Here is a 22789-nt window from a genome sequence, read left to right as displayed (position 1 = left end):
GCATCGTCTTCCCGGACCACTTATCGGCGCCGGGTCGAGGGGGAAATTTGCGGTGATCCATGACGCGTTCGACAGCTTCTGGCGGACCGCCACAACAATATTGTCGCCCCATGGTCCCGCCACTGCGGGTGCCGCGTCCAGCTACGTACCAGGCGATTACAGCATCCATTTCTTCCTGCAATTGGCGGTGATCCTGTTCGCCTGCCGCATCGTCGGCTGGCTGGGGCAGAAATTCCTCGCGCAACCGCCGGTGGTGGGAGAGATGATCGCCGGCGTGGTACTTGGCCCCTCGCTCCTCGGACTGGTCTGGCCCGAATTGCAGGGCGCGATTTTTCCCAAGGAGACGCGCAACGTCCTTTACGCCGGCGCGCAATTGGGCGTGGCGCTCTACATGTTCTTGGTCGGCCTGACGCTACGGCTCGACCATTTCGAGTCCAAGGCGCGCAGTGCCATGGCCGTATCGGCCTCGGGCGTCGTCGCGCCTTTCCTGATAGCCTTGCTCATCACGCCTTGGCTGCTGACCGTGCCCGGGCTGTTCGCGCCGGGAATCAGCCAAGCCAATGCCTCGCTGTTCATGGGTGCCTGCATCGCGCTGACCGCCTTTCCGATGCTGGCGCGGATCATCAACGAGCGCGGGCTCGCGAACAGTCCGCTCGGCACGCTGTCGCTGGCGGCAGGGGCGTTCGATGATGCCGCATCCTGGTGCGTGCTGGCGGTGGTGCTGGCCACCTTCGGCGGGGGCAGCGGCGTCGCGATCCTCGCGATCGGCGGCGCAATTCTCTATGTCGGCTTTCTGCTGCTGTTCGGCCGCCGCCTCTTTGCCCCGCTTGGCCGCGCGGTCGAGGCGCGGGGAGAGATGTCGACCAACGTCCTCGCCATCACGTTGATGGCCTTTTGCGTGTCGGCGTTCATCATGGACGCGATCGGGGTTCACGGCATTTTCGGCGGCTTCATCCTCGGCGTCTTCATGCCGCGCGGGCTGTTCGTCACCGAGTTGAAGAAGAAGGTCGAGCCGCTGGCGGTCGTCCTGCTGCTCCCGATGTTCTTCACCTATTCGGGGCTGAACACGCGGATGGACATGGTCAATTCGGCACCGCTGCTGCTGATCGCGATCGTCATCCTGATCGCCTCAGTCGCGGCGAAGTTCGGCGCCTGCTATCTCGCCGCGCGCGCATGTGGCGAGGACAACCGGACGGCGCTGGGGATCGGCGCGCTGATGAACTCGCGGGGCCTGATGGAACTCATCATCATCAATATCGGGTTGCAGAAGGGCATTATCGGGCCGACGCTATTCTCCATGCTGGTACTGATGGCGATCGTCACCACCATGATGGCCAGTCCGCTGTTCGAACTCGTCTATGGACGAAAGGCCCGCGTCGTCGGCGAGATGGAAGCGCTGGGCTCGGCTGCCACCTGATCCGGGCGGGGACAGATCGGGACGCCCCCCTCTGAAAGCTGATGACGTCATTGCATACGTCGCCCCCGACCAGTCGATGAGAGCATATCGGGCGGTTCCGTTGATGGTCACCCCAACGCAGGCTGGGTCGCTGAGTAGTTAAAGCTGAATGCCCAGCCCCGCTGGGATGACGGATCCGATTTGGCGCTCAATGTCCCGAAACGCACGCCAATAAAAAAGGCGGCCGAAGCCGCCTTTTGCTGAAACGACACCGATCGGATCGACCGGTGCCGCTATCCGCGAAGGATCAGGCCGCCTTCTTGCGACGACGGCGCGAGGCAGCGATCAGGCCACCGATGCCAGCGCCGAACAGGGTCAGCGTCGCCGGCTCCGGCACCGAGGTCGGGTGCGAGTTGAAGAAGGCGACATTGTCGAGTTCGAAAGCGGTCCCGGTCGACAGGAACTGCAGGCCGCCGATCCGTGCACCGGTCAGGCTGTCCAGCGTGTAGGTGACGTACTGGTTGTACTTCGGATTGTTATAGTCGTTGAAGGAGTTGTTGGCCCCGGGTGCCGCGAAATCCAGGCCGCTGATCGTCTTGATGATCCGGTTGGCGGTATCGAGCACGTTGAGCGTGTTGAAGGTATCGGCCGAACCCCAATAAAGGCTGACGCTGTCATAACCGACCGAATTGTTCGATTTCAGCGTCGCGCTCTGATTGGCGTTGACCATGAGATACTGGGTCGTGTCGCCCAAGGGGGGGCTGTAGCCATTGGCCGCGCCGGTCACGAGTTGACCTCCCACCAGCGAGAAGCCGGTCGGCAGGTTGGTCGCACCAGGAGTGCCGTTGCTGTTGAAGTCGACCAGGGTCGCGCCCGCCGGGGCCGGCTGGTCATAGGCGACATTGGTCATGCCGGCCGTCGCCGCCGTCGATACCAGCGCGCCGGCCACGATGCCCGCCGCCGCCATCTTCTTCATCATACCCGCCATCATCGTTCTCCCTGTTATCTGTCAAACCCGACCCAGATCGTCCTGGATGGCAGGCCGGTCACGCACGCCCGGCCATCATCTCGATCCGCGCCGCTACGATCGTAACGGCGCGAGGCGCTTCCTTCAGGCGGCCTGCCGGCGGCGGCGACGCGCCACCCCGACCAGACCCGCCAGACCCGCGCCGAAGAGTGCGATCGAGGCCGGTTCCGGCACCGCCGCCGGCGAGGCATTGCTGAATGCAATATCGTCGACCTCGAACGCCCAGCCATTGCTGTTCGGCGAGGTGAAGCGCAGGCCGCCGATCTGCTGACCGCTATTGGGGTCGAGCGAATAGGTGACGTAGCGGTTCGTGCTAAAGTCGAGCAGCGAACGGTTCGACAGCAGGTTGGAGCCGGTGATCGAGGTGATCACGTTGCCGAAGATGTCCAGAACATCGAGGACGTTCGAGGTGTCCATCGAGCCCCAGTTCAGGCCGACGCTGCCATAGCCGAAGCGCTTGTCGGCGGTCAGCGTGGTCGAGGCATTGGGCAGGGTCGCCAGGAAGTTGGTCGAGTCTCCGGCCGGGGCCAGATACTTCCAGTTGCCGATGCTGGGGTCCCAAACCGACGAGGTCGCGATCGTACCACCTTGCAGCGAGAAGCCGTTCGGCAACTGCGAACTGTCGAACGTCACCACCGTCGAGCCGGCCGGCACATTGCGCTGCGCCGTATAAAAGTCATTGGCCGTGCTGGTTACCGTGCCCGGTGCCGCCTGGGCCGAAGTCGCGCCGAGAGCGACGGCGGCGACCGAAAGCAGGAAGGTGGTGAACTTGAGCATCGATCGTCCTTCGAAACTTAAACCATAGGCGACTCGGCACCATCATGATGAAGCCGTTATATCGCGCACCCCATTGTTATCGCACCCGGTAAAAATCCGGACAATAACCTTCCGCGTCAGCGGCTTGCCAGAATCTGTTCCAAGATAAGACATGGATTTTCGGGTGATTTCCCCCTTTTACGCTATGGCAAGGCGAATCGCAGGATAGGCTTTGCCGACCAATGAGCAGGGATCGATCAATGAAACGGCGTAAATTCTTCGTCATCGCGGGCATCGTGCTCGTCTTGGCCGTTCTGGCCTTCATCGCGATGGCGCTGCTGCGACGTCCGGCGGATAAGCCGGTCGTGACGCCGGTTTTTGTCGAACGCCCCACTCCCGCCGCCGATCCGACGGTCGCCAAGGCCGCCGCCGCCAAGGCACCGGGCGACGCCGCCGCGCAGAAGCAGCTCGGCGACGCGCTCCTCGCCAAGCGCCGCTTCGACGAGGCGGCGACGGCCTATCGCGCCTCGCTGGCGATCGATCCCAACCAGTCGACGGCCTGGTCGGCATTGGGCGAAACGCTGATGCAGACGACGAAGTCGAGCGACGTCAACCTGCCCCCGCAGGCCGCCGATGCTTTCCGCAAGGCCTTGGCGCTCGATCCGCGCGACGCGCGGGCGCGCTTCTATTTCGCGATGGAGAAGGACTTCAAGGGTCAGCATGACGAGGCGATCGGCGAATGGCTGCAACTGCTGCGCGAAGTGCCGGCCGGCTCGGACGCCGACGAGGCGATCCGCTCCACCCTTGCCGCCTCGATCAAGCGTAACATCCAGTTGATCCGTCAGGCCGCCGACGAGGCCGGCCGCGCCCAGCCGCGTTACAAGTCCACCAAGTCCTGATCGAATCCTGATTGGCCAAAAGGGCGCGGGCGGTCATCCGTCCGTGCCCTTTTTCATGTCTTCCATGATCTGCCGCCAATCGTCTCATGTGAGCGGTATACCGATGGCCTCTCTTCTGGCCCCTGCCATAGCCGGACCGCTGACGTTGATCTAAAGCAAACCCCTATTTTTTCATTGTTTAATCCAAAATTTCGGCCCAGATTGACCGTTATCGGAGGCGGTAGCCGCCCCGTATAGGTGGGTTGGCGAAGCGTTAGGCGCCAAGCTTTTTTGCGCCGTTCCCGCCTATAAAAATGATAGCGCTATCGCGTACAAGGAGGGGTAATGCTGAAACGGATAGGGTTTACCTTGTTGACGTCGGCCAGCCTGTTGGCCAGCGCCCATGCCCTGGCCCAATCGCTGACGGTCACGCCGGCCGAAACGCTGGAGACTCAAGGGCTGACCGTGATGGTCGACCAGAATCAATTCAGTCCGATCTTCTTCGATGAGAAGAATGCCGGCATCCAGATCGTGCTGCATGGCGAACGGATCGCCACCGACGGCGCGGTCCGACTCAACCGCACACCCGAGCAATGGGACCCCGTCCCCGCCTTTCTCGGCCGCACCCGCGGGCCTGAGGCCAATCAGATCGTGGTCCGATCCGCCTATAAGGATGTCGGGCTGAACTATAAGGTGAAGGTCACCGCCGAGGGCGACGGCTTTCGCATCGCGGTCGACCTCGACCAGCCGCTCCCCGCCAGCCTGGCGGGAAAGGCTGGGTTCAACCTGGATTTCCTGCCGACCAGCTATTTCGGCAAGACCTATCTGATGGATACGGCGCCCGGCCTTTTCCCGCGCCATGCGACCGGACCGATGGCCAAGGATGGCTCGGGCGATCCCATGCCGCTGGCGGCGGGCGGCAAGTCGATCACGCTTTCGCCCGAAGACCCGCTCACCCGCGTCACCATCACCTCGGACGCCGGTGCGCTCGAGCTCTATGACGCGCGCAACCGGGCGCAAAATGGCTGGTTCGTCGTCCGCTCGCAGATCGCGGTCGGGGCCAGGGAGAATGCCGTCGTCTGGCATGTCCGTCCCAATATCGTGAAGAACTGGGTCCGCCCGCCGGTCGTATCGTTCAACCAGGCGGGCTATACCCCTGGCCGCCCCAAGATCGCGCTGATCGAGACCGATCCGCACGGGACCGCCCCTGCCGAGGCGGAACTGGTCAAGCTCGCCGCCGACGGCACCCGGCAATCGGTGTTGCGCGCGCCCGTCACCTCGCGCGGGCGCTGGATGCGCTACAATTATGCCGCGTTCGACTTCTCGAATGTGCGCGAGCCTGGCGTCTATGCCATCGCTTACGGCGGACAGGTCACCAACCCGTTCCGCATCGCCGCCGACGCCTATGACCGGATCTGGCAGACCTCGCTCGACACATTCATCGCCGAGCAGATGGACCATGTCGGCATTCGCGAGCAATATCGCGTCTGGTCCGCGCCCTCGCATCTGGACGATGCCCGCCAGGCGCCGCCCAACCATGTCCATTTCGATGGCTATAAGATGGGGCCGAACCTCGACTCCCCCTTCAAGCCCGGCGAGCATATCCCCGGCCTGAATGTCGGCGGGTTCCAGGATGCCGGCGACTACGACATCCAGACGCCGCAAAACGCCGCCGTCGTCCGCGATCTCGTCTGGGGGCGCGAACTCTATGGCCTCGACTGGGACGAGACGAGCGTGGACGAGGCCGCTCGCGCGGTCGAAATCCGCAAGCCCGACGGCAAGCAGGACGCGATCCAGCAAATCCGCCACGGTGTGCTGCAACTGCTCGCCCAGTACAAGGTGTTCGGCCATGCGATCGTCGGCATCATCGATCCGGTCCAGCGCCAATATGCCCATCTGGGCGATGCGGGATCGCAGACCGACAATCTGACCTATGACGCCGCGCTGGGGGCCAGCGAGCGCAAGGGCGGGTCGTCGGGGGCCCAGGATGATCGCTGGGCCTTCACCACCGATCTGCCCGCCAACAATCTGGCGGTGGCGGGCGCGCTCGCCGCCGCGTCCCGCTCGCTCGCCGACAGCGATCCCGCCATGGCCGCCGAAGCGCTGGAGGCCGCCAAGACGCTATGGGCTCGCCAGCAAAAGGGGAAGATCAAGGCGGGCGACGGCCGCGACGATTCCGGTTCGCCCTGGTCGGCGGACGGCGCCAATGTCGGCGCGACGGTCGAACTGCTGATCACCAGCAAGGGCGACAAGGTGTATGCCGACCGGCTGCGCAGCCTGATGCCGGTGATCACCAAGAGCTTCGCCTGGGTCGGCGCCTCGGCGATCCGCGCCATTCCCTATATGGATGCAAAATACCGCGCCGCGCTGGTGCCCCTGGTCCGCCAGGCCAAAGCGAAAATGGATGCGGAAGTCGGCAAGAACCCCTTCGGTGTGCCGATCAGCGAGGCCAATTGGGCCGGATCGCATCAGGTGGTCGAGTTCGGATCGACCATGTTCCTGATGCACAAGGCGTTTCCGGAGATCATCGGCACCGACTATACGCTGAACGCGATTGACTATGTGCTCGGGCGGCATCCGGCGAACAATCTGTCCCTGGTCTCCACCGTGGGCACCGCGTCCAAGCTGGTCGGCTATGGCCATAACCGTGCCGATTATGGCTTCATCCCAGGCGGGCTGGTGCCGGGCGTGCTGATCGTGAAGCCCGACTTCCCCGAGTTGAAGACCGACTGGCCGTTTCTGTGGTTCGAGAACGAATATACGGTCGCGACCACCTCGGCCTATATCTTGGCCGCCAACGCCGCGATCGAGGCGACGAAGGAAGATCGCTAATCAGGCAGCGGGGCGAGACGGCATCGTCTCGCCCCGTCCCTTTCAGTAGTCGAAGCGCAGGGTCGCCATGATGCTGCGTGGCGCGGCGTAGAAGGCCTGGCCGTATTTCAACGTGCCGAGATATTTCGCATTGGTCACGTTGCGCAGGTTCACGCTGGCGCGGACATGATCGATCAGCCGGATGCTGCCCAGCAGGTCGAGCGTGGCATAGGCGTCCTGCACAACCGGGATCGCCTGCCCGGCCGCGTTGAACGCGCCGCTATCGTTGCTGATCCGGCTCTGATAGCGGAACTGGCCGCCCAGCTTCAGGTCGTTCAACTGCTCGATGCTATAGGTGGCGGCCAGCTTGAAGGTGTCGCGCGGGATGAAGGGGCGCGCACGGGTGCCGTTGCCATCCTCGATCTGGAGATGGGTGAAGCCGCCCGAAACCAGCCAGCGGTCGGTCATCCGCCCGGAAACCTCCAGCTCGAACCCCTTCGAGACCGAATCCTGCCCGGTATAATAGCTGTTGCCCAAGGGCCCGTTGGTGCCGTTGAACTGCCCGGCGAAGAGCGCGAGCCCCTTTTGCTTCGCCCGGAACACCGCCGCCGAACCGTAGAGCCGGCCATTCAACCATTCGCCCTTCAGGCCCGCCTCGATGCTCGTGCCGCTGGCGGGGTCGAGGCGGCGGTTGGTGATGTCGACCTCGCTCTGCGGATTGAAGATGTTGGTATAACTGGCATAGGCGGTCAGATGCTGGGTCAGGTCGTAGAGCAGACCGACATAGGGGCTGACCCGGCTGTTCTTGCGCGACTGGTCCACGTCATAGGACAGGCCGGAGCTCTTCAGCCAGATCGCGGTCGCGCCGACCACGCTCTTCAGCCGGTCGGTCAGGTTCAGATGCATCGCGCCGTACGCGCGGGTGAGCAGGTCGCGCGTGTCCGCCCGTTGCGCCATCGGCGTATAGCCGATCTGCGGCGCGCGGAAATTGGCCAGGTCGCGAACATCGCCATAGTCGACAAGGGCAAGGCCGTTGCCGGCATATTGCTCGCCGTCCGAACGTCCGTTTGACACGCCGAAGGCCAGCTGGTGATCGCGCCCGAACAGCGACACGCTGCCCGAGGCATAACCGTCGAACAAGAGCTGGTCGTAGTTGGAGTCGTACCGCCCGGTCTGCCCCTGCATGCCCCGCCCGGTCGTCCGGTTGGGCAGGCCAAAGGCATAGAGCAGCCGCGCGCTTTCCTCGAACCGGCGATAGGTGACGACACCGCGCACCGCCCAGTCGCCGCCCGGCTTCCACGCCAACTCGCCAAAGGCGGTCTGGTCGATGGTGTTCCAATAGGTCCAGTCGGCCGAGGTCGAAGCCGAGCGGGCGTAATCGATCCGCGTCCCGTCCGAATAGGTCAGCGGCAACGCGCCCCAAAGCACCCCGCGCGAACGATTGTCCTGTCGCGAATAGCCGAGCGTCGCGGTCAGCGCCGGGGTCACGTCCCAGGCGAGCAGCCCCGCCATCACGTCGCGATTGACGTGGTTATAGTCGAGATAGCTGTCGCGCTCCTCATGCGCGCCGATCACGCGCGCCCGCAGCGCACCGTTCGTCGTCAACGGCCCCGAGACATCGCCTTCCAGCCGCCACATGTTGAACGAGCCGAGATAGGCCGAGCCATTGGCCTGGAAGCCGGTCGTCGGCCGCTTGCGCAAGAAGTTGATCGTCGCGGACGGATTGCCGACCCCGGTCATGATCGCGTTCGCACCGCGCACCGCCTCGACCCGGTCGAACAGCACGGTGTCCAGGTCGCTGGTCTGGATGCTGTAGAATAGCGGCAGGCCGATGCCGTCGAACTGGAAATTGGTGATGTCGAATCCGCGCGAGTTGAACTCCGTCCGGTCGGTCTCGGTCCGCTCGACATTGATGCCGACCGTCTGGGTCAACAGGTCCTGGACATTGGTCAGCGCGAAATCCTCGATCCGCTGACGGTCGATCACCGTCACCGACTGCGGCGTTTCGCGCAGCGACAGCGACAGGCCGGTCGGCGAAGCGCTTTGCTGATCCCCCGCCTGCGCGACGCGGGCACCGGTGACGACGATGTCATTGTCCCGCTGCGGATCGTTGGCCGGGGTCGTGTCCACGGCATGGGCCGGCGAACCGATCACGGCCGATGCGACACCGGACAGCAGGCCAGTGACCAGACTGCGCTTCATATTTCCTCCGCTGATGTCCCTCGCCCGATGGGCGTTGGGCAGCGGCTTTAATGATAGCAATAATGATAATCAATCGCATAATTATGCTCTGACGATCGTGACTTTTGCAGTCTTTGAAGCATCCGAAATCCTTGCCGTGTCGCCAGACCACTCCGTCATTTGAGCACGGCGAAGCTATCTAGAATGCGGCAGATGCGTTCCGGATGGCTTCGCTGCGCTCTTGACAAAGGCTTTCAGTCGCGGGTCGCTAAGACAATACTCGCCCCTACCCGATCGATAGCTTCGGCTCTCCCGCCGCCACCGTGGCGGTGGCCAGCGTCACGACCGGCGCATCGGGCGTCGATACGCTACGCAACGCGCGAAACCGCGTCTGCCAGGCATCGCGGCCGACCTCGCATATGGAATAGCCGCGCCGGTCGGCCGTATATTTCAGATAGGGATTGTCCGCCATGATCCGGTCATTGCCCTTCCGGACATCCGCGCCGTCCCCTCCGGACGAGATCGAGGTCGTAACGAACTCGACCGCCTTGGCCGGGCCGTTGCCGCCATTGCTCCGCAACTCGCCCGCGAAGGTCTGATGCTCGTCGCCGGTCAGCACCACCGCATTGCGTCCTCCCAGCATCGCCAGCAGCCTTTCGCGCGGCGCATCATAGCCGCCCCAACTGTCCATATTACGGATCGCCGCCGGCGCGTCGTCGGTCCGGCGATCCAGCGGCATGACCATCACCTGCTGGGCGATCGCATTCCACCGCGCCTTGCCTTGCGCCAGATTGGCCGCCAGCCACTTCTCCTGCGCCGCCCCCAGCACCTGGGCCGCCGGATCGCGCACGCCGGCGCAGACGGGCTTGAAGCCGTCATCGCAGGGCTGGTCGCTCCGGAAGGTGCGGGTGTCGAGCAGATGCAGGTCGAGCAGATCGCCGATCCGCGCACGGCGATAGGCGGTAATCCCCGATGGCGTCGGCATGGAGGCGCGCCGCACCGGCACATGCTCATACCAAGCCTGGAGCGCCATGGCGCGGCGGAGTGCGAAGTCCTCGGAAGGGGTCTGTTCCTGATCGATCAGGCCGACCCAGTTATTCTCGACCTCGTGATCGTCGAAGGTCGGGAACCAGGCGGCGGCGGCGTGCGCGGCTTGGAGATCAGTGTCCATCTTATACTGGGCATAGCGGCGACGATAATCGGCAAGGTCGTATAGCTTCTGCCCGACATGCTCGCGCACGAAACGCCGCAGCTTGCCATCATAGCCGAAGGCCAGCGGGGAATCGCGATCCTCATAAATGTAATCGCCATAATGGAAGACGAAGTCCGGCGCCTCCTCAGCCATATGCCGATAGGCGGTATAGAGGCCAGCTTGATAATCCTGGCATCCGACAACGGCGAAGCGCAACCGGTCCAGCGGCGTCCCCGCAGGCGGCAAGGTACGCGCCATGCCCCGGGCTGAACGCTCGCCGCCGATCTGGAACCGATACCAATAGGGCCGCGCTGGCTCGAGACCGTTCACATCGACATGGACCGAATGCGCCAGCTCGGGGCGCGCCAGCGCCGTCCCCTTGGCAACTACATCGCGCATCCATTCGTCCCGGGCGACCTGCCACTCGACCTCGATCGGCGCCATCGGCATCCCGCCATGCTCGGCCAGCGGATCGGGGGCTAACCGCGTCCAGATGACGAAGCCGTCCGCCGCCGGATCACCCGCCGCCACCCCCAGTCGAAACGGATAGGCCGCAAAAAGCTGTTGCGCCCGCAATATCGCCGGCGCGGCGCCGAGCATGATGGCACTGCCCAGCACATGGCGACGGGTGAACAGGGTCATTCGGCTATACTCCAACCCTCAAAATCATGGCTTACAGGATATGATGTTACCTGACGATGACAGGAGTGGCGGCCTCATCGTGACAAATACGTCATGATCCCACGAACGAATTGACTGCTTAAGCAACCATTGCCAAGGCAGCGATATGGTGACTCAGCATCCCGACGAATTCGATCCCGAACGCTCGGTCGGCTATCTGACCAAACGCGCGTATCAGCTCGCGCGCATCGGCATGGAGCCGGTCTTCGAGAATGAAGAAGTGACCCATGTGCAGTGGAGCGCACTGATGGCGTTGCTGTACGGCCTGGAGCACACGGCGGCGGGGCTGTCCCGCCATCTCTGTCACGATACCGGCGCGACGACCCGGATCGTCGATGCCCTGGAGGAACTGGGTCTGATCGAACGGTGCCGCTGCACTGACGACCGGCGAGTCGTGCGGCTGTCCTTGACCGACCATGGCCGCGCGGTCGCGCATCGCTGCAAGGAGAAGGTGGTGGCACAGTGGAATATCTGGCTGTCCGACTGGGCGCCCGAGGATGTCGACCAATTTGTCGATTATCTCCTGCGGCTGCGCAACAAGCTGGAGACGGTGGCATGAAGCGGTTCGCGCTTGCGATCGGCCTATTGCTGGCCGGCTGTTCGGTGCCGCAGACGCATCCTGCCATCGCACCCATCGCGCCCGACCGGCTGGGCCTGGGCAATGCCCAGGCACCAATGGTCGCCGTTGAATGGTGGCGTGGCCTGGGCGATGCGCAACTCGACCGGATCGTCGCCGACGCCCTGTCGGGCAATCCGTCGCTCGATGTCGCGCTGGCGCGGGTGCGACAGGCGGAATCGGTGCTGGCAAGCCGCCGCGCGGACAATGGCCCCGATGTCTCGCTGGACGCGCAGGAGCAATATAGCCGCATCTCGGGTCGCTACACGATCCCGCCGCCCTTTGCCGGCACGACCCAGTGGCTGGGTCAGGCACAGGCCAATCTCAACTGGACGATCGACCTGTTCGGGCGACAGGCCGCCGCGATCCAGGCGGCACGCGCCTCCACGCGCGCCGCGGCGCTCGACGTGACGGCGGCACGGCTGGCCATCGCCAGTTCGGTCACACAGACCTATGTCGAGCTCGCCCGCGCCGAACGCCAGGCCGCGATCGCGCGCAGCACCATCGCGACGCGCACCAATTCGCTGTCGCTGACCCAGGCGCGTATCCGCAACAACCTCGCAAGCCGCCTGGATGCCACCAGCGCCCAGACGCTGCTGGCTCAGGCGCAGGTGGCGCTCGCCCGTGCCGAGGCGCAGGCCGCCCTGTCGCGCAACGCTCTGGCCGCGCTGGCCGGACGCGGATTGGATTATCCCGCGACGATCGCACCGACGCACCTGACCTTCGACACGGCGCTGCCCATGCCGGCGACGGTGCCGGCCGACCTGTTGTCACGCCGACCAGACATTGCCGCCGCGCTCACCCGGATCGAGGCGGCCAATGCCGGGCAGGAGGTGGCGCGCAAGGCGTTCCTGCCCAATGTCAATCTGATGGCGCTGGCAGGATTCCAGGCGGTCGGGCTTGGCAATCTGCTCACGGCTGACGCCGGGACGATCGGTGCCGGACCTGCCATCCACCTGCCGATCTTCGATAGCGGCCGGTTGCGCGCGGGCTTGGCAGGGGCGACCGCCGCGCTGGATCTAGCGACGGCCGATTATAACGACCGGGTGGTCGGCGCGGTGCGCGAGGCGGCCGATGCCGTGACACGCAGCCGGGCCATCGCCACCGAGCGCAGCCGGCAGCGTGACGTGGTTCGCGGCCTGGCCGAAACCCGCCGGCTGAACGCCATTCGCGTGTCGAGCGGTCTGCAATCACAACTCGGCCTGATCGATCCCGACATCCGCCAGCTCGAGGCCGAGCAGGCCGACATCAATCTCGCCGCCGACGCGGTCCAGGCGCGCATCGCGCTGGCTGTCGCCCTGGGCGGTGGGTTCTCCTCTTCTTCGCAAGGTATCACGCAATGAGCGACACCGAAGCCGCCACCCCCGCAATGCAATCCTCGATCGGGGGCAAGCCCAAGGCCCGCCGCATGGGGCTGACCATCCTGGTGATCGTGGTCGTGCTGGCCGCGATCGTGTGGGCGGTGTTCCACTTCCTGCTCGCCAAGCCCGAGGAGGAGACCGACGACGCCTATGTCGCGGGTGACGTGGTATCGATCACCGCGCGCGATCCGGGCACGGTGCTGGCCATCCATGCCGACAATACCCAGACGGTGAAGGCCGGCGCGCCGCTGCTCGACCTCGACCCGGCCACCGCCGATGTCGGGCTCGCCTCCGCCGCCGCGCAGTTGGCGCAGGCGGTCCGCTCGACCCGTGCCGACTTCACCAAGGTCAACCAGAGTGGCGCCGCGATCGTCCAGGCCCAGGCCGAACTGGCCCGCGCCCAGTCCGACTATGCCCGCCGCCGGGGCGCCGCCGCCGAAGGGGCGGTCTCGGGGGAGGAACTCTCGCACGCCGCCGATGCGGTGAAGGTCGCGACCGCCAATCTGAACCTGGCGCGGGCGCAGGCTGCCCAGGCGCGGACCGCCGTGCAGGGTACGCAGGTCGGGAACAACCCCGCCGTGATGGCCGCCATCGCCGCTTATCGCCGTGCCGCGATCACCCGCAACCATATGCACATCATCGCCCCGATCGACGGCGTCGTCGCCCAGCGCACCGTGCAGGTGGGCCAGCAGGTCGCGGCGGGAACCCCGCTGATGGCGGTGGTGCCACTCGATCGCCTGTGGGTCGACGCCAATTTCCGCGAGACCCAGCTCAAGGATATCCGCATCGGCCAGCCCGCGACGATCACCGCCGACATGTATGGCGGCAAGATCGTCTATCATGGCAAGGTCATCGGCCTGGGCGCGGGAAGCGGCAACGCCTTCGCGCTCCTGCCCCCGCAGAATGCCAGCGGCAACTGGATCAAGATCGTCCAGCGCGTGCCGGTGCGGATCGGCCTGAACGCCAATGAGCTGCGCCAGAATCCCTTGCGCGTCGGCCTGTCCGCGACCGTGACGGTCGACACCGCCGACCAGCGCGGCCCGCGTATCGGAACCACCGCGACCCAGGCCTATCGCACCCCCGCCACCGATGCGAACGACCCCGCGGTCGAGGCGCGGATCGCGCAGATCATCGCGGCCAATCGCTGATGGCCGGCGCCCCTTCCCAAGGTGCGGGGGCAGGCCCGGCGCCGCTGAAAGGTCCGGCGCTGGCGCTCGTCGCCTTCGCGCTGGCGCTGGGCACCTTCATGCAGGTGCTCGATTCGACCATCGCCAACGTCTCGCTGCCCACCATCGCGGGCAATCTGGGCGTCAGTTCGGACAATTCGACCTGGGTGGTCACCGCCTTTGCCGTCGCCAACGGTGTGGCGGTGCCGCTGACCGGCTGGCTGATGGGCAAGTTCGGGGTGGTGCGCACCTTCTGCGTCTCGGTGCTATTGTTCACCATCGCCTCCTTCCTGTGCGGCATCGCGTGGAACCTTTCCTCGCTGATCGGCTTCCGCGTGCTGCAGGGCGCCGTGTCGGGGCCGATGATCCCAGGCAGCCAGGCACTGCTCATCTCCATCTTCCCACCGCAAAAGCGCTCGACCGCGCTCGGCATCTGGTCGATGACGACGCTGGTCGCGCCGATCATGGGGCCGATCCTAGGCGGCTACATCTCCGACAATTATCACTGGAGCTGGATCTTCCTGATCAACGTGCCGGTCGGCCTTTTCTGTGCGGGCGTGTGCTGGCGTGGGCTGTCGAGCCGTGAGACGCCGACCCGCAACCTGCCAATCGACAAGGTCGGGCTGATCATGCTGGTCGTCTGGGTCGGTGCGCTTCAGATGATGCTCGACCTGGGCAAGAATGACGACTGGTTCCATTCGACCCGGATCGTCGTGATGACGGTGATCGCGATCGTCGGTTTCATCGCCTGGCTGATCTGGGAGTTGACCGACGCCAATCCGGCGGTTGACCTGTCGCTGTTCAAGGGACGCAATTTCAGCATCGGGACGCTCGCCTTCTGCCTCGGCTATGCGGTGTTCTTTGCCAATACGCTGTTGCTGCCGCTATGGCTGCAAACACAGCTCGGCTATACCGCGACCTGGGCGGGCCTCGTCGCCGCCCCCAGCGGCGCAGTAGCGGTGGTGCTGACCCCCATCGTCGCGCGGCTGTCAGGCAAGGTCGATGCGCGGATCATGGCGACCATCGCCTTCGCCGCGTTCGGCGTGTCCTATTGGATGCGCTCGGGGCTCAATACCCAGGCGAGCTTCAGCGACTTCGTCCTGCCGCTGATGGTGCAGGGGATCGCGATGAGCACCTTCTTCCTGGCGATGCTGACCATTGCGCTCGACGGTGTGCCGCAGGCCCGGATCCCGTCGGCCACCGGCATCTCCAACTTCGCGCGTATCACGGCGGGCAGCTTTGCCGCCTCGCTCACCACGACGATGTGGGACCGGCGCGAGGCTCTGCACCAGGCGCATCTGTCCGAAGCAATCGGACAAGGGCCGGTATGGCAGATGGCAAAGAACGGCCTCGGGCATCTTGGCCTGACGGATGTTCAGGCCGCCGCCGCCGTCACCCGGCAGATGGTGGGCCAAGCCTATCTGCTCGCCTCAACCGACATCTTCTATGTGTCGGCCTGGCTGTGCATCGTGCTGGCAGCGCTGACCTGGTTCACCCGGCGACCCAAGCCGCATGACGGCCCGATCGCGGCGGATTGATGACTATCCTCCCCGGTACGGGAGTTGGCAGGCCGCGAGCCTGACGGAGGGGGGCTTCCGCAAAGGGATGCCCTATGAGGAAGCCCCCTCCACCATGCTCCGCATGGTCCCCCTCCCCGTGCCGGGGAGGATTTGCTACGCTCCCGAAAAAGGGAGACGGATGATGCTGAAAACGCTGATGATAACGGCGCTGGTCGCGGTGGCGCAGGCGCCTTACGACCCGCATCTACCGTCGAAGATCGTCGATACCGTCGCCCCCACCCTCCCCGCCAATATCCAGCGCGGCGTGCTGATCATGTCCAAGACTAATGGCTGGCGACATATCGAGCATATACCGCATTCCAATACGGTCCTCGCCGACATCAGCCGCCAACTCGGACGCCCCAGCTTCACGACCGAAAACGCCGCTGTGTTCAACGACGCGCAACTGGCGCACTTCTCGGTGGTCGTCCTCAACAGCGCCAGCGGCAATTTCCTGACGCCCGAGCAGCAGGCCGCCTTCGCCCGCTTCGTGGCGCGTGGGGGCGGTGTCGTCGCGCTCCATGCGGCCGGCGACGATAGCCATAAGGAGCCCTGGTATAGCGACACGATTATCGGCACGACCTTTATCGGCCATCCGGGTGGCGCCGACCATATCCAGACGGCCAAGGTCGTCGCCGTGCAGCCCCGCCATCCGGTCCTGACCGGCGTCGCCCTGCCCTGGCTCGCCCGCGACGAATGGTACAGCTTCGACCGGAACCCCGCGACACGCGGCATGACCGTGCTCGCCGAGGTGGACGAGGCCAGTTATCGCCCCGGCGGGAAACTCACCATGGGCAAGCATCCCGTCATGTGGATCAACCCGCACTCCAAGGGGCGGGTCTTCTATTCCGCGCTGGGCCATGAGCCACAGCTTTACGACGATCCCGCCTATCGCCGCATCCTGACCAACGCGATCCGTTGGGCCGCGGCGAAGTGATCAGCATTCGACGACGTTGACCGCCAGGCCGCCGAGGCTGGTTTCCTTATATTGCGACTTCATGTCCTCGCCGGTCTGGCGCATCGTCTCGATCACCTGATCCAGGCTGACGATGTGCTTGCCGTCACCGTGGAGCGCCAGATAGGCGGCGTTGATCGCCTTGATAGCGCCCATGGTATTGCGCTCGATACAAGGGATCTGCACCAGCCCGCCGATCGGGTCGCAGGTCAGCCCCAGATTATGCTCCATGCCGATTTCGGCGGCATTCTCGACCTGCGTGGGCGAGCCACCGAGCGCCGCCGCCAGCCCGGCCGCCGCCATCGAACAGGCCACGCCCACTTCACCCTGACAGCCCATCTCCGCCGCCGAGATGGAGGCCCGCTTCTTGTAGAGCATCCCCACCGCCGCCGCCGTCAGCAACAGTGTGCGGACGCCGTCGCGCGTCGCGCCGTGGACGAACGCCTCATAATAGCGCAACACCGCCGGAATGACCCCGGCCGCCCCATTGGTCGGCGCGGTGACGACCCGGCCACCAGCCGCATTCTCTTCGTTGACCGCCAGCGCCCAGAGGCTGACCCATTCGAACACCAGGCTGGGGTCGGTACGCGGCCCCCGATCGACCAGCTTCTGCTTGATCGCCTGGGCGCGACGCTGGACCTTCAACCCGCCCGGCAGGATGCCGGAAGCCGAACAGCCCCGCTCGATCGCACCCACCATCGCATCGCGCACGCGGTCGAGAAAGCCATCCGTCTCCGCGTCATCCCGCCACGCCGCCTCATTGGCGCGGACCAGCTGAGCGATCGACAGCCCCGTCTCCGCCGTCCGTTCCAGCAATTCGGCGCCTGAGGCGAAAGGATGGGCCAGCCGCCGATTGGTCTTCATCGGCTCGGCACCTTCCATCCGGATCGCGCCGCCCCCGATGGAATAGAAGCGCCGGACGACCGCGCTACCATCGGGCAGAAAAGCGGTGAACACCATGCCGTTGGGATGCGCCGGCAGGAAGCCTGGGCGAAACAGCAGGTCGTCCTCGTGATGGAAGGCCAGCGGATGCCGCCCGTCGAGCATGATCCGCCCCGAGTCGCGAATGTCCGCCAGCATGGTCTCGATCGCATCGGGATCGATCGTCTCGGGCGTTTCCCCCGCCAACCCCAGCAGTACGGCGCGGTCGCTATGGTGCCCCCGCCCGGTCAGCGACAGCGAACCGAACAGCTCGGCCTGGACCCGGTCCGGGATCAGCCCGGTGTCGAGCATCTCTCTCGCAAAGGCCTTGGCCGCGCGCATCGGCCCCACCGTATGCGAGCTCGACGGACCAATGCCGATGGTGAAAAGCTCGGTCACGCTGACTGCGGCGATGCTGTCGTCCGCCCGGAGGGCCGGGGCGGCGGGGATGGCGGGCAGTGTCAAGATCGTTCCATTTGTTACGAGTTGCCCGGCATGACTAGCTCATGCTCAGCGCGCTGACCACCCGTTACAATGGGAAGAGCCGCTCAGGCCAAAGGCGCGAGGATCGCGAAGGATTCCTGATCGAGCGGCGTATGGAACTGGCAACCTGCGGCGAAATCGGTTGCCCAGACGACTCGGGCGATCACCTGCCCCACCTTGGGCAGTCGCAGACCGATCGTCATGCCGCATTGCAACTCGGTATAGGTCTGGAGCCGTGCGCCATGCGCCGAGATATCCAGCACCTTGCACAGCGCGCGGGTCAGACCGTCGCTTTCATATTCGGCCTCGACCGCCACGGCTGCGCGCCGGGACCGGCGGCGGCTGGGAGGTTCCAAAGGTTCGAATTCAGCAGCGAACATGGCCTGATGCTAAAGCAGCCTGGTTAACACATCGCTAAGGAATTGCGCATCCTCAACGATTTATGGAAAAGGCCCGGCGCTTCCGCGAGGAAGCACCGGGCCCTTGTCGAGACCACGCCGGGAAGCGTGTCGATCCGTTACTTGCGGAGCGTGAGACCGCCACCGAAACGCTTGTTGAAGCGCGCGACCTGGCCGCCGGTGTCGAGCATCTGGCCACGACCGCCGGTCCAGGCCGGGTGCGCCAGCGGATCGATGTCGAGCTGCATCGTGTCGCCTTCCTTGCCCCAGGTCGAGCGGGTTTCGAACACGGTGCCGTCGGTCATCTGCACCTTGATCATGTGATAGTCGGGGTGCGTATCGGTCTTCATGATATTGCTCCGGAAATGGCTGGTTCCGACCAGCCTGAAAGCGGGAAAGCGCGGCCCATAGCGGACCGCGCTCCTTTAGTCAAAACAGGCGTGGCGACCGTGATGGATCGTCAGGCCTTGGGCGGATCGGCGATCATCGCCGTGAAATTCGCCTCCGCCACCGCGACGCCGTCGATCATGGCCACACCGGCGAACTTGCACACGCTCGAGCGCTTCTGGACGAACTCGACCTCCAGATGGAGGAGGACACCCGGCTCCACAGGCTTGCGGAACTTGGCACCTTCGATCGCCATGAAATAGACGAGCTTGCCGGAACCGGCGAGGCCCAGGCTTTCCACCGCCAGTACGCCGGCGGCCTGTGCCAGCGCCTCGACGATCAGCACGCCCGGCATGATCGGACGGCCAGGGAAATGCCCCTGGAAAAAGCCCTCGTTCATCGTCACCGCCTTCACCGCGCGGATCGAGGTGTCGAGGATGATCTCCTCGACACGATCGACCAGCAGCATCGGATAACGGTGCGGCAGCGCCGCCATGACCCGCGTAACGTCCATCGGGCCCATGACGGTCTTCGCTTCGTCAGTCACGGCGGCTATTACCGGCCGCTGTTCTGACGACGCGCCGGGGCAGCCGGAGCGGTCGCGGCGGGGGCCGGCGCGTTGGCGGGCGCCGCACCCTGCTGACCGGCCTGACCCGGCTGCCAGTTGGCGGGCGGGGTGATGCTGACGGTCGGGACCAGCTTGTCCAGTTCCGCCGTCACGGCCGACGTGATGTCGGCGGTCGGCTGCATGAACAGCACCGCCTGCGGGCTGACCAGCAGGCTGACATTCTTGGCGCGAACGGCGTTCTGCACCGCTTCGCCCAGACGCGCCTGGAGCTGCTCGACCGCATAGGTCTGCGCACGGACGGCGGGCTGGGTCAGGCGCTGCAGTTCCTGATTGGCGGCCTGCTGGCGGCTTTCGATCTGCTCGGCCTGGGTGCGCAGCGTCGCCTGGTTGGCATTGGGCTGCGAACGCGCGGTCTGGAACGCCTGGACCAGCGGCTCCAGTTCGCGGGTCAGCGCGGTGCGGCGCGTCTCGGCCTGGTCGAGCTGGGTCTTGTAGGTGGTTTCGATCTGCTGGCGGGCAGCGGCCCAGGCACGCGAACCGGCGATCGCGCCCTGCGGATCGGCAACGGCGACGCCGTTCACCTGCGCCTGCGCGCTGGTCGCGACGGTGGCGGCCGGAGCCACCAGGGCCGCTGCGAGGAGGAGCTTGGAAATCGTCTTCATCAGAACTGCGTCCCTACGTTGAAAGTGATGAGCTTGGGGTCGTCGCCAGCTTGCGTGACCAATGCCTTGGCAAGGTCGATGCGAAGCGGACCAAATGGTGAATTCCAGTTCACACCGATACCGATCGACACACGCGGCTTCCACGTGCCGCCGTAGAATTGCTCGATGGCATAGCTGGTATTCTGGAGCGCGGTGTTGGCCGACGAGCCGGAACAGGCCGTGCTGCTACCCAGCGGCGCATAGCCGGTCGGACAGATCGTCTGCAGGCCGGAATTGGGATCGGTGGTCGAGGTCGGCACGACATAGATCGGACGCCCCTGCCCGTCGGTCGCGGCGACCGGCGCCAGCGTCGGCGAGCCGTCCTTGTTGAACAGCGGATTGCCGTTGGCGTCCTTCGCCTGCGGGAAGTTGAGCGAGGGCAGCGGACGGGTAATACCCCACAGGCTGCCGGCCTGGACATAGATGCTCGGGCGCAGGCCCATTTCGCGGGCCCCCGAGCCCAAAGGCAGTTCGAGCTCGGCGCGCGCCAGATAATAAGCGCGGCCGCCCAGCGAGTCGTCGACGATCTGATCGCGATCGGTCTGCTTGCTCTGGCTGCCATCGGCCCCGATGACATAGGGAATGCGCAGCACGCGCGGACCGACGCCGCGAATGTCGAAGCCACGGAATTGCGGCTCGCCCAGATAGAAGCGGTCGACGATGCGGACCGGATCGATGCCCGGGCCACGGCTCTTCTCCAGCGAGTGGATATAGCCGCCCTCGCCCAGCACCGAGAAGACGAAGCCCTTGCCCAGCCCCATGAACTTGGCGCCTTCCGCACGGGTGCGGATGTACTTCACGTCGCCGCCCAAACCGGCAAAGTCCTGGCTGAACGAGAAACGATGGCCGGCGGTCGGGCGCAGGCGGCTGTTCAGGCTGTCATAGATCAGCGAGTAGCCGACCGATGAGGTCCAGCGATTGCCGATCGAGTCGCAAAGATAGCGGCCCGCGCTCTGATAATTACAAGTGCCATCGGCGTTGAAGAAGGACGACGCTAGGCCGACCTCGTCATAGCTGAGGCCATAGCGACCCGACAGCGACCAATATTCGGTCAGCGGCACGCCGGCGCGGACCTGGAAGCCGGTCGATACCTGGCTGTAGGTCGTCTGGCGGGTCGTGCCGAGATAGTTGAACGAGTTGAAGTCGCGGCGGAATACGTCGACACCCAGCGCGATATTCTTGTCGAACACATAGGGTTCGGTGAAGCCCAGTTCGATCGACTTGGAATAGGCCGAATAGTTCACGCCGGCGCGCAGTTCCTGGCCCTTGCCGCGGAAATTGCGCTGGGTGATGTTCGCCTGGATGATGAAGCGTTCGAGCGACGAATAGCCTGCCGACAGCTGGAGCGAGCCGGTCGACTGCTCCTCGACATTGGTTTCCAGCACGATGCGGTCGGGCGTCGAGCCTGGGTTCTGCTTGATCTCCAGCTTTTCCTGGAAATAGCCGAGCGAGTTGATGCGATCCTGGCTGCGGCGGACCTGGAAGCTGTTGAAGGCGTCGCCCTCGGCCACACGGATTTCGCGGCGGACGACCTTGTCCTGCGTCTGCGTGTTGCCGTTGATGTCGATGCGCTCGATATAGGTGCGCTTCGCCTCGGCGATGTTGAACGTGATCGACATGGTCAGCGTGTCCTTGTCACGCTGAAAGTCGGGGTTCACATCGGTGAAGGCGTAACCGAACAGGCCCGCCGTCTGGCTCAGGCTGTCGATCGAATCCTCGACCAGCTTGGCGTTATACCAGTCGCCCTTCTTCATCGGCAGCGAGGCGGCGAGCTTGGCATTGTCGAAGTCGCGGATCTGGCTGTCGACCTTCACATCACCGAATTTGTAGCGGGGACCTTCCTCCACCACATAGGTGATGATGAAGTCCTTCTTGTCCGGCGTCAGTTCGGCGACCGCGCTGGTCACGCGGAAATCGGCATAGCCGTTGGTCAGATAGAATTGGCGCAGCTTCTGCTGGTCAGCGGCCAGGCGATCCTGGTCATAGCTGGTCGCCGAGGACAGGAAGCGGAACCAGCGCGACTGCTTAGTGAACATCGCACCGCGCAGTTCGTCGTCCGAGAATTTCTCGTTGCCGATGATGTTGATCTGGCGGACCTTGGACTTCGGCCCCTCGCTGATCTCGAACACGATATCGACGCGGTTCTGGTCGAGATTGACCATCTTCGGCTCGACCACCGCGCCGAAACGGCCCTGGCGGCGATAGAGTTCGACGATACGCGCCACGTCTTGGCGGACGGCGGTACGGGTGAAGATCTGCCTCGGCGCGAGCTTGATCTCCTTCTTGATCTTGTCGTCCTTCAGGCGCTTGTTGCCCTCCAGGATCACCCGGTTGATGATCGGGTTCTCGCGCACGCGCAGGACGATGTCGCCGGTCTCGACGCCCGAGATCGAATAATCGGCGAACAGTTCCGACGCCTGAAGGTCCTTCAGTGCCTGGTCGAGCGTTTCGGGCGTGTAGGGGATGCCCACCCGCAGCTTGGTATAGGAGAGCACCGTCTCCGGCTCGATGCGCTGTGCGCCCTCGACCCGCAGCGTCTTGATCGTCCGCACCGGTGCCGGCGCGACCACCGGGGTCGCGGTCGTTTGCGGCGCGGCACCGGCCGGCGCGACCTGCGCCATGACGGGAACACCCGACAGCATCGTGCCCGCCAGCAGCATGGCGCCCGCGCGCACAGTCTTCATACCCGTCATTGCTGTCACCAAACCCACCCCAGAAAAGTCGAACCGACCCCTGTCGTTCTCGCGCCCTG

18 protein-coding genes are annotated in these 22789 nt (G+C 64.8%); 8 read left to right on the top strand and 10 right to left on the bottom strand.

The window, feature by feature from the left end; translation table 11 throughout:
* Positions 1-52: 52 nt before the first annotated feature.
* Positions 53-1417 (top strand): cation:proton antiporter, encoded by a 1365-nt coding sequence (locus tag SP6_RS03770; RefSeq protein ID WP_007404373.1) that lies wholly within the window; start codon positions 53-55, stop codon positions 1415-1417.
* Positions 1418-1703: 286 nt separating this feature from the next.
* Here SP6_RS03770 and SP6_RS03765 read toward each other — a convergent pair whose 3' ends face one another.
* On the bottom strand, positions 1704-2384 hold the full coding sequence (locus tag SP6_RS03765; protein WP_158005304.1) for an Npun_F0296 family exosortase-dependent surface protein: 681 nt from the start codon (positions 2382-2384) through the stop codon (positions 1704-1706).
* Positions 2385-2507: 123 nt separating this feature from the next.
* Entirely contained in the window at positions 2508-3200 is a 693-nt protein-coding gene (locus tag SP6_RS03760) for an Npun_F0296 family exosortase-dependent surface protein (protein ID WP_007404336.1), read from the bottom strand.
* A gap of 239 nt (positions 3201-3439) precedes the next feature.
* On the opposite strand from SP6_RS03760, the gene SP6_RS19970 reads away from it, so the two are divergent.
* Together SP6_RS19970 and SP6_RS03750 are read left to right on the top strand one after the other, a co-directional pair.
* Entirely contained in the window at positions 3440-4078 is a 639-nt protein-coding gene (locus SP6_RS19970) for a tetratricopeptide repeat protein (protein WP_007404279.1), read from the top strand.
* Between the two features lie 324 nt (positions 4079-4402).
* On the top strand, positions 4403-6889 hold the full coding sequence (locus tag SP6_RS03750; RefSeq protein ID WP_007404286.1) for a glycoside hydrolase family 9 protein: 2487 nt from the start codon (positions 4403-4405) through the stop codon (positions 6887-6889).
* A gap of 42 nt (positions 6890-6931) precedes the next feature.
* Here SP6_RS03750 and SP6_RS03745 read toward each other — a convergent pair whose 3' ends face one another.
* A complete protein-coding gene (locus tag SP6_RS03745) occupies positions 6932-9070 on the bottom strand; it encodes a TonB-dependent siderophore receptor (protein ID WP_007404332.1) in 2139 nt (712 codons plus the stop codon).
* Positions 9071-9335: 265 nt separating this feature from the next.
* Entirely contained in the window at positions 9336-10883 is a 1548-nt protein-coding gene (locus SP6_RS03740) for an alkaline phosphatase D family protein (RefSeq protein ID WP_007404292.1), read from the bottom strand.
* A gap of 148 nt (positions 10884-11031) precedes the next feature.
* Between SP6_RS03740 and SP6_RS03735 the strand changes: the two genes are divergently transcribed.
* The 5 genes from SP6_RS03735 (at position 11032) to SP6_RS03715 (ending at position 16561) form a co-directional block, all read left to right on the top strand.
* Positions 11032-11481 (top strand): MarR family winged helix-turn-helix transcriptional regulator, encoded by a 450-nt coding sequence (locus tag SP6_RS03735; protein WP_232252405.1) that lies wholly within the window; start codon positions 11032-11034, stop codon positions 11479-11481.
* Positions 11478-12881, top strand: coding sequence for an efflux transporter outer membrane subunit (locus tag SP6_RS03730; RefSeq protein WP_007404413.1), 1404 nt, complete (start codon positions 11478-11480; stop codon positions 12879-12881). Before SP6_RS03735 ends, SP6_RS03730 begins: the two co-directional genes overlap by 4 nt.
* Positions 12878-14047, top strand: a complete 1170-nt coding sequence (locus SP6_RS03725; protein ID WP_007404403.1) for an HlyD family secretion protein — start codon at positions 12878-12880, stop codon at positions 14045-14047. Before SP6_RS03730 ends, SP6_RS03725 begins: the two co-directional genes overlap by 4 nt.
* On the top strand, positions 14047-15603 hold the full coding sequence (locus SP6_RS03720) for a DHA2 family efflux MFS transporter permease subunit (RefSeq protein WP_007404393.1): 1557 nt from the start codon (positions 14047-14049) through the stop codon (positions 15601-15603). The genes SP6_RS03725 and SP6_RS03720 overlap by 1 nt, the downstream gene beginning before the upstream one ends.
* A gap of 163 nt (positions 15604-15766) precedes the next feature.
* Positions 15767-16561: a ThuA domain-containing protein gene (locus SP6_RS03715; protein ID WP_232252406.1), complete on the top strand. Its 795-nt coding sequence runs from the start codon at positions 15767-15769 to the stop codon at positions 16559-16561.
* On the opposite strand, the gene SP6_RS03710 is transcribed toward SP6_RS03715, so the two are convergent.
* The 6 genes from SP6_RS03710 to bamA form a co-directional block, all read right to left on the bottom strand.
* Positions 16562-17965, bottom strand: coding sequence for an L-serine ammonia-lyase (locus SP6_RS03710; RefSeq protein ID WP_007404304.1), 1404 nt, complete (start codon positions 17963-17965; stop codon positions 16562-16564). It lies immediately after the preceding gene.
* An 83-nt stretch (positions 17966-18048) separates the two neighbouring features.
* Positions 18049-18363 carry a PilZ domain-containing protein gene (locus tag SP6_RS03705; RefSeq protein WP_037568155.1) on the bottom strand — a complete coding sequence of 105 codons (315 nt, stop codon included), beginning with the start codon at positions 18361-18363 and terminating at the stop codon, positions 18049-18051.
* A 137-nt stretch (positions 18364-18500) separates the two neighbouring features.
* Positions 18501-18731 (bottom strand): 50S ribosomal protein L31, encoded by a 231-nt coding sequence (rpmE, locus tag SP6_RS03700; RefSeq protein ID WP_007404343.1) that lies wholly within the window; start codon positions 18729-18731, stop codon positions 18501-18503.
* A gap of 110 nt (positions 18732-18841) precedes the next feature.
* Positions 18842-19291 carry a 3-hydroxyacyl-ACP dehydratase FabZ gene (gene fabZ, locus SP6_RS03695; RefSeq protein WP_037568154.1) on the bottom strand — a complete coding sequence of 150 codons (450 nt, stop codon included), beginning with the start codon at positions 19289-19291 and terminating at the stop codon, positions 18842-18844.
* A gap of 32 nt (positions 19292-19323) precedes the next feature.
* A complete protein-coding gene (locus SP6_RS03690) occupies positions 19324-19998 on the bottom strand; it encodes an OmpH family outer membrane protein (RefSeq protein ID WP_037568152.1) in 675 nt (224 codons plus the stop codon).
* On the bottom strand, positions 19998-22730 hold the full coding sequence (bamA, locus tag SP6_RS03685; RefSeq protein WP_037568150.1) for an outer membrane protein assembly factor BamA: 2733 nt from the start codon (positions 22728-22730) through the stop codon (positions 19998-20000). The genes SP6_RS03690 and bamA overlap by 1 nt, the downstream gene beginning before the upstream one ends.
* Positions 22731-22789: the final 59 nt, after the last annotated feature.

The organism is Sphingomonas paucimobilis NBRC 13935 (assembly GCF_000739895.2).
Classification (GTDB): Bacteria; Pseudomonadota; Alphaproteobacteria; order Sphingomonadales; family Sphingomonadaceae; genus Sphingomonas; species Sphingomonas paucimobilis.
Note: the sequence above shows the minus strand (reverse complement) of the source record. Positions and strands in the feature narration are given on the sequence as shown.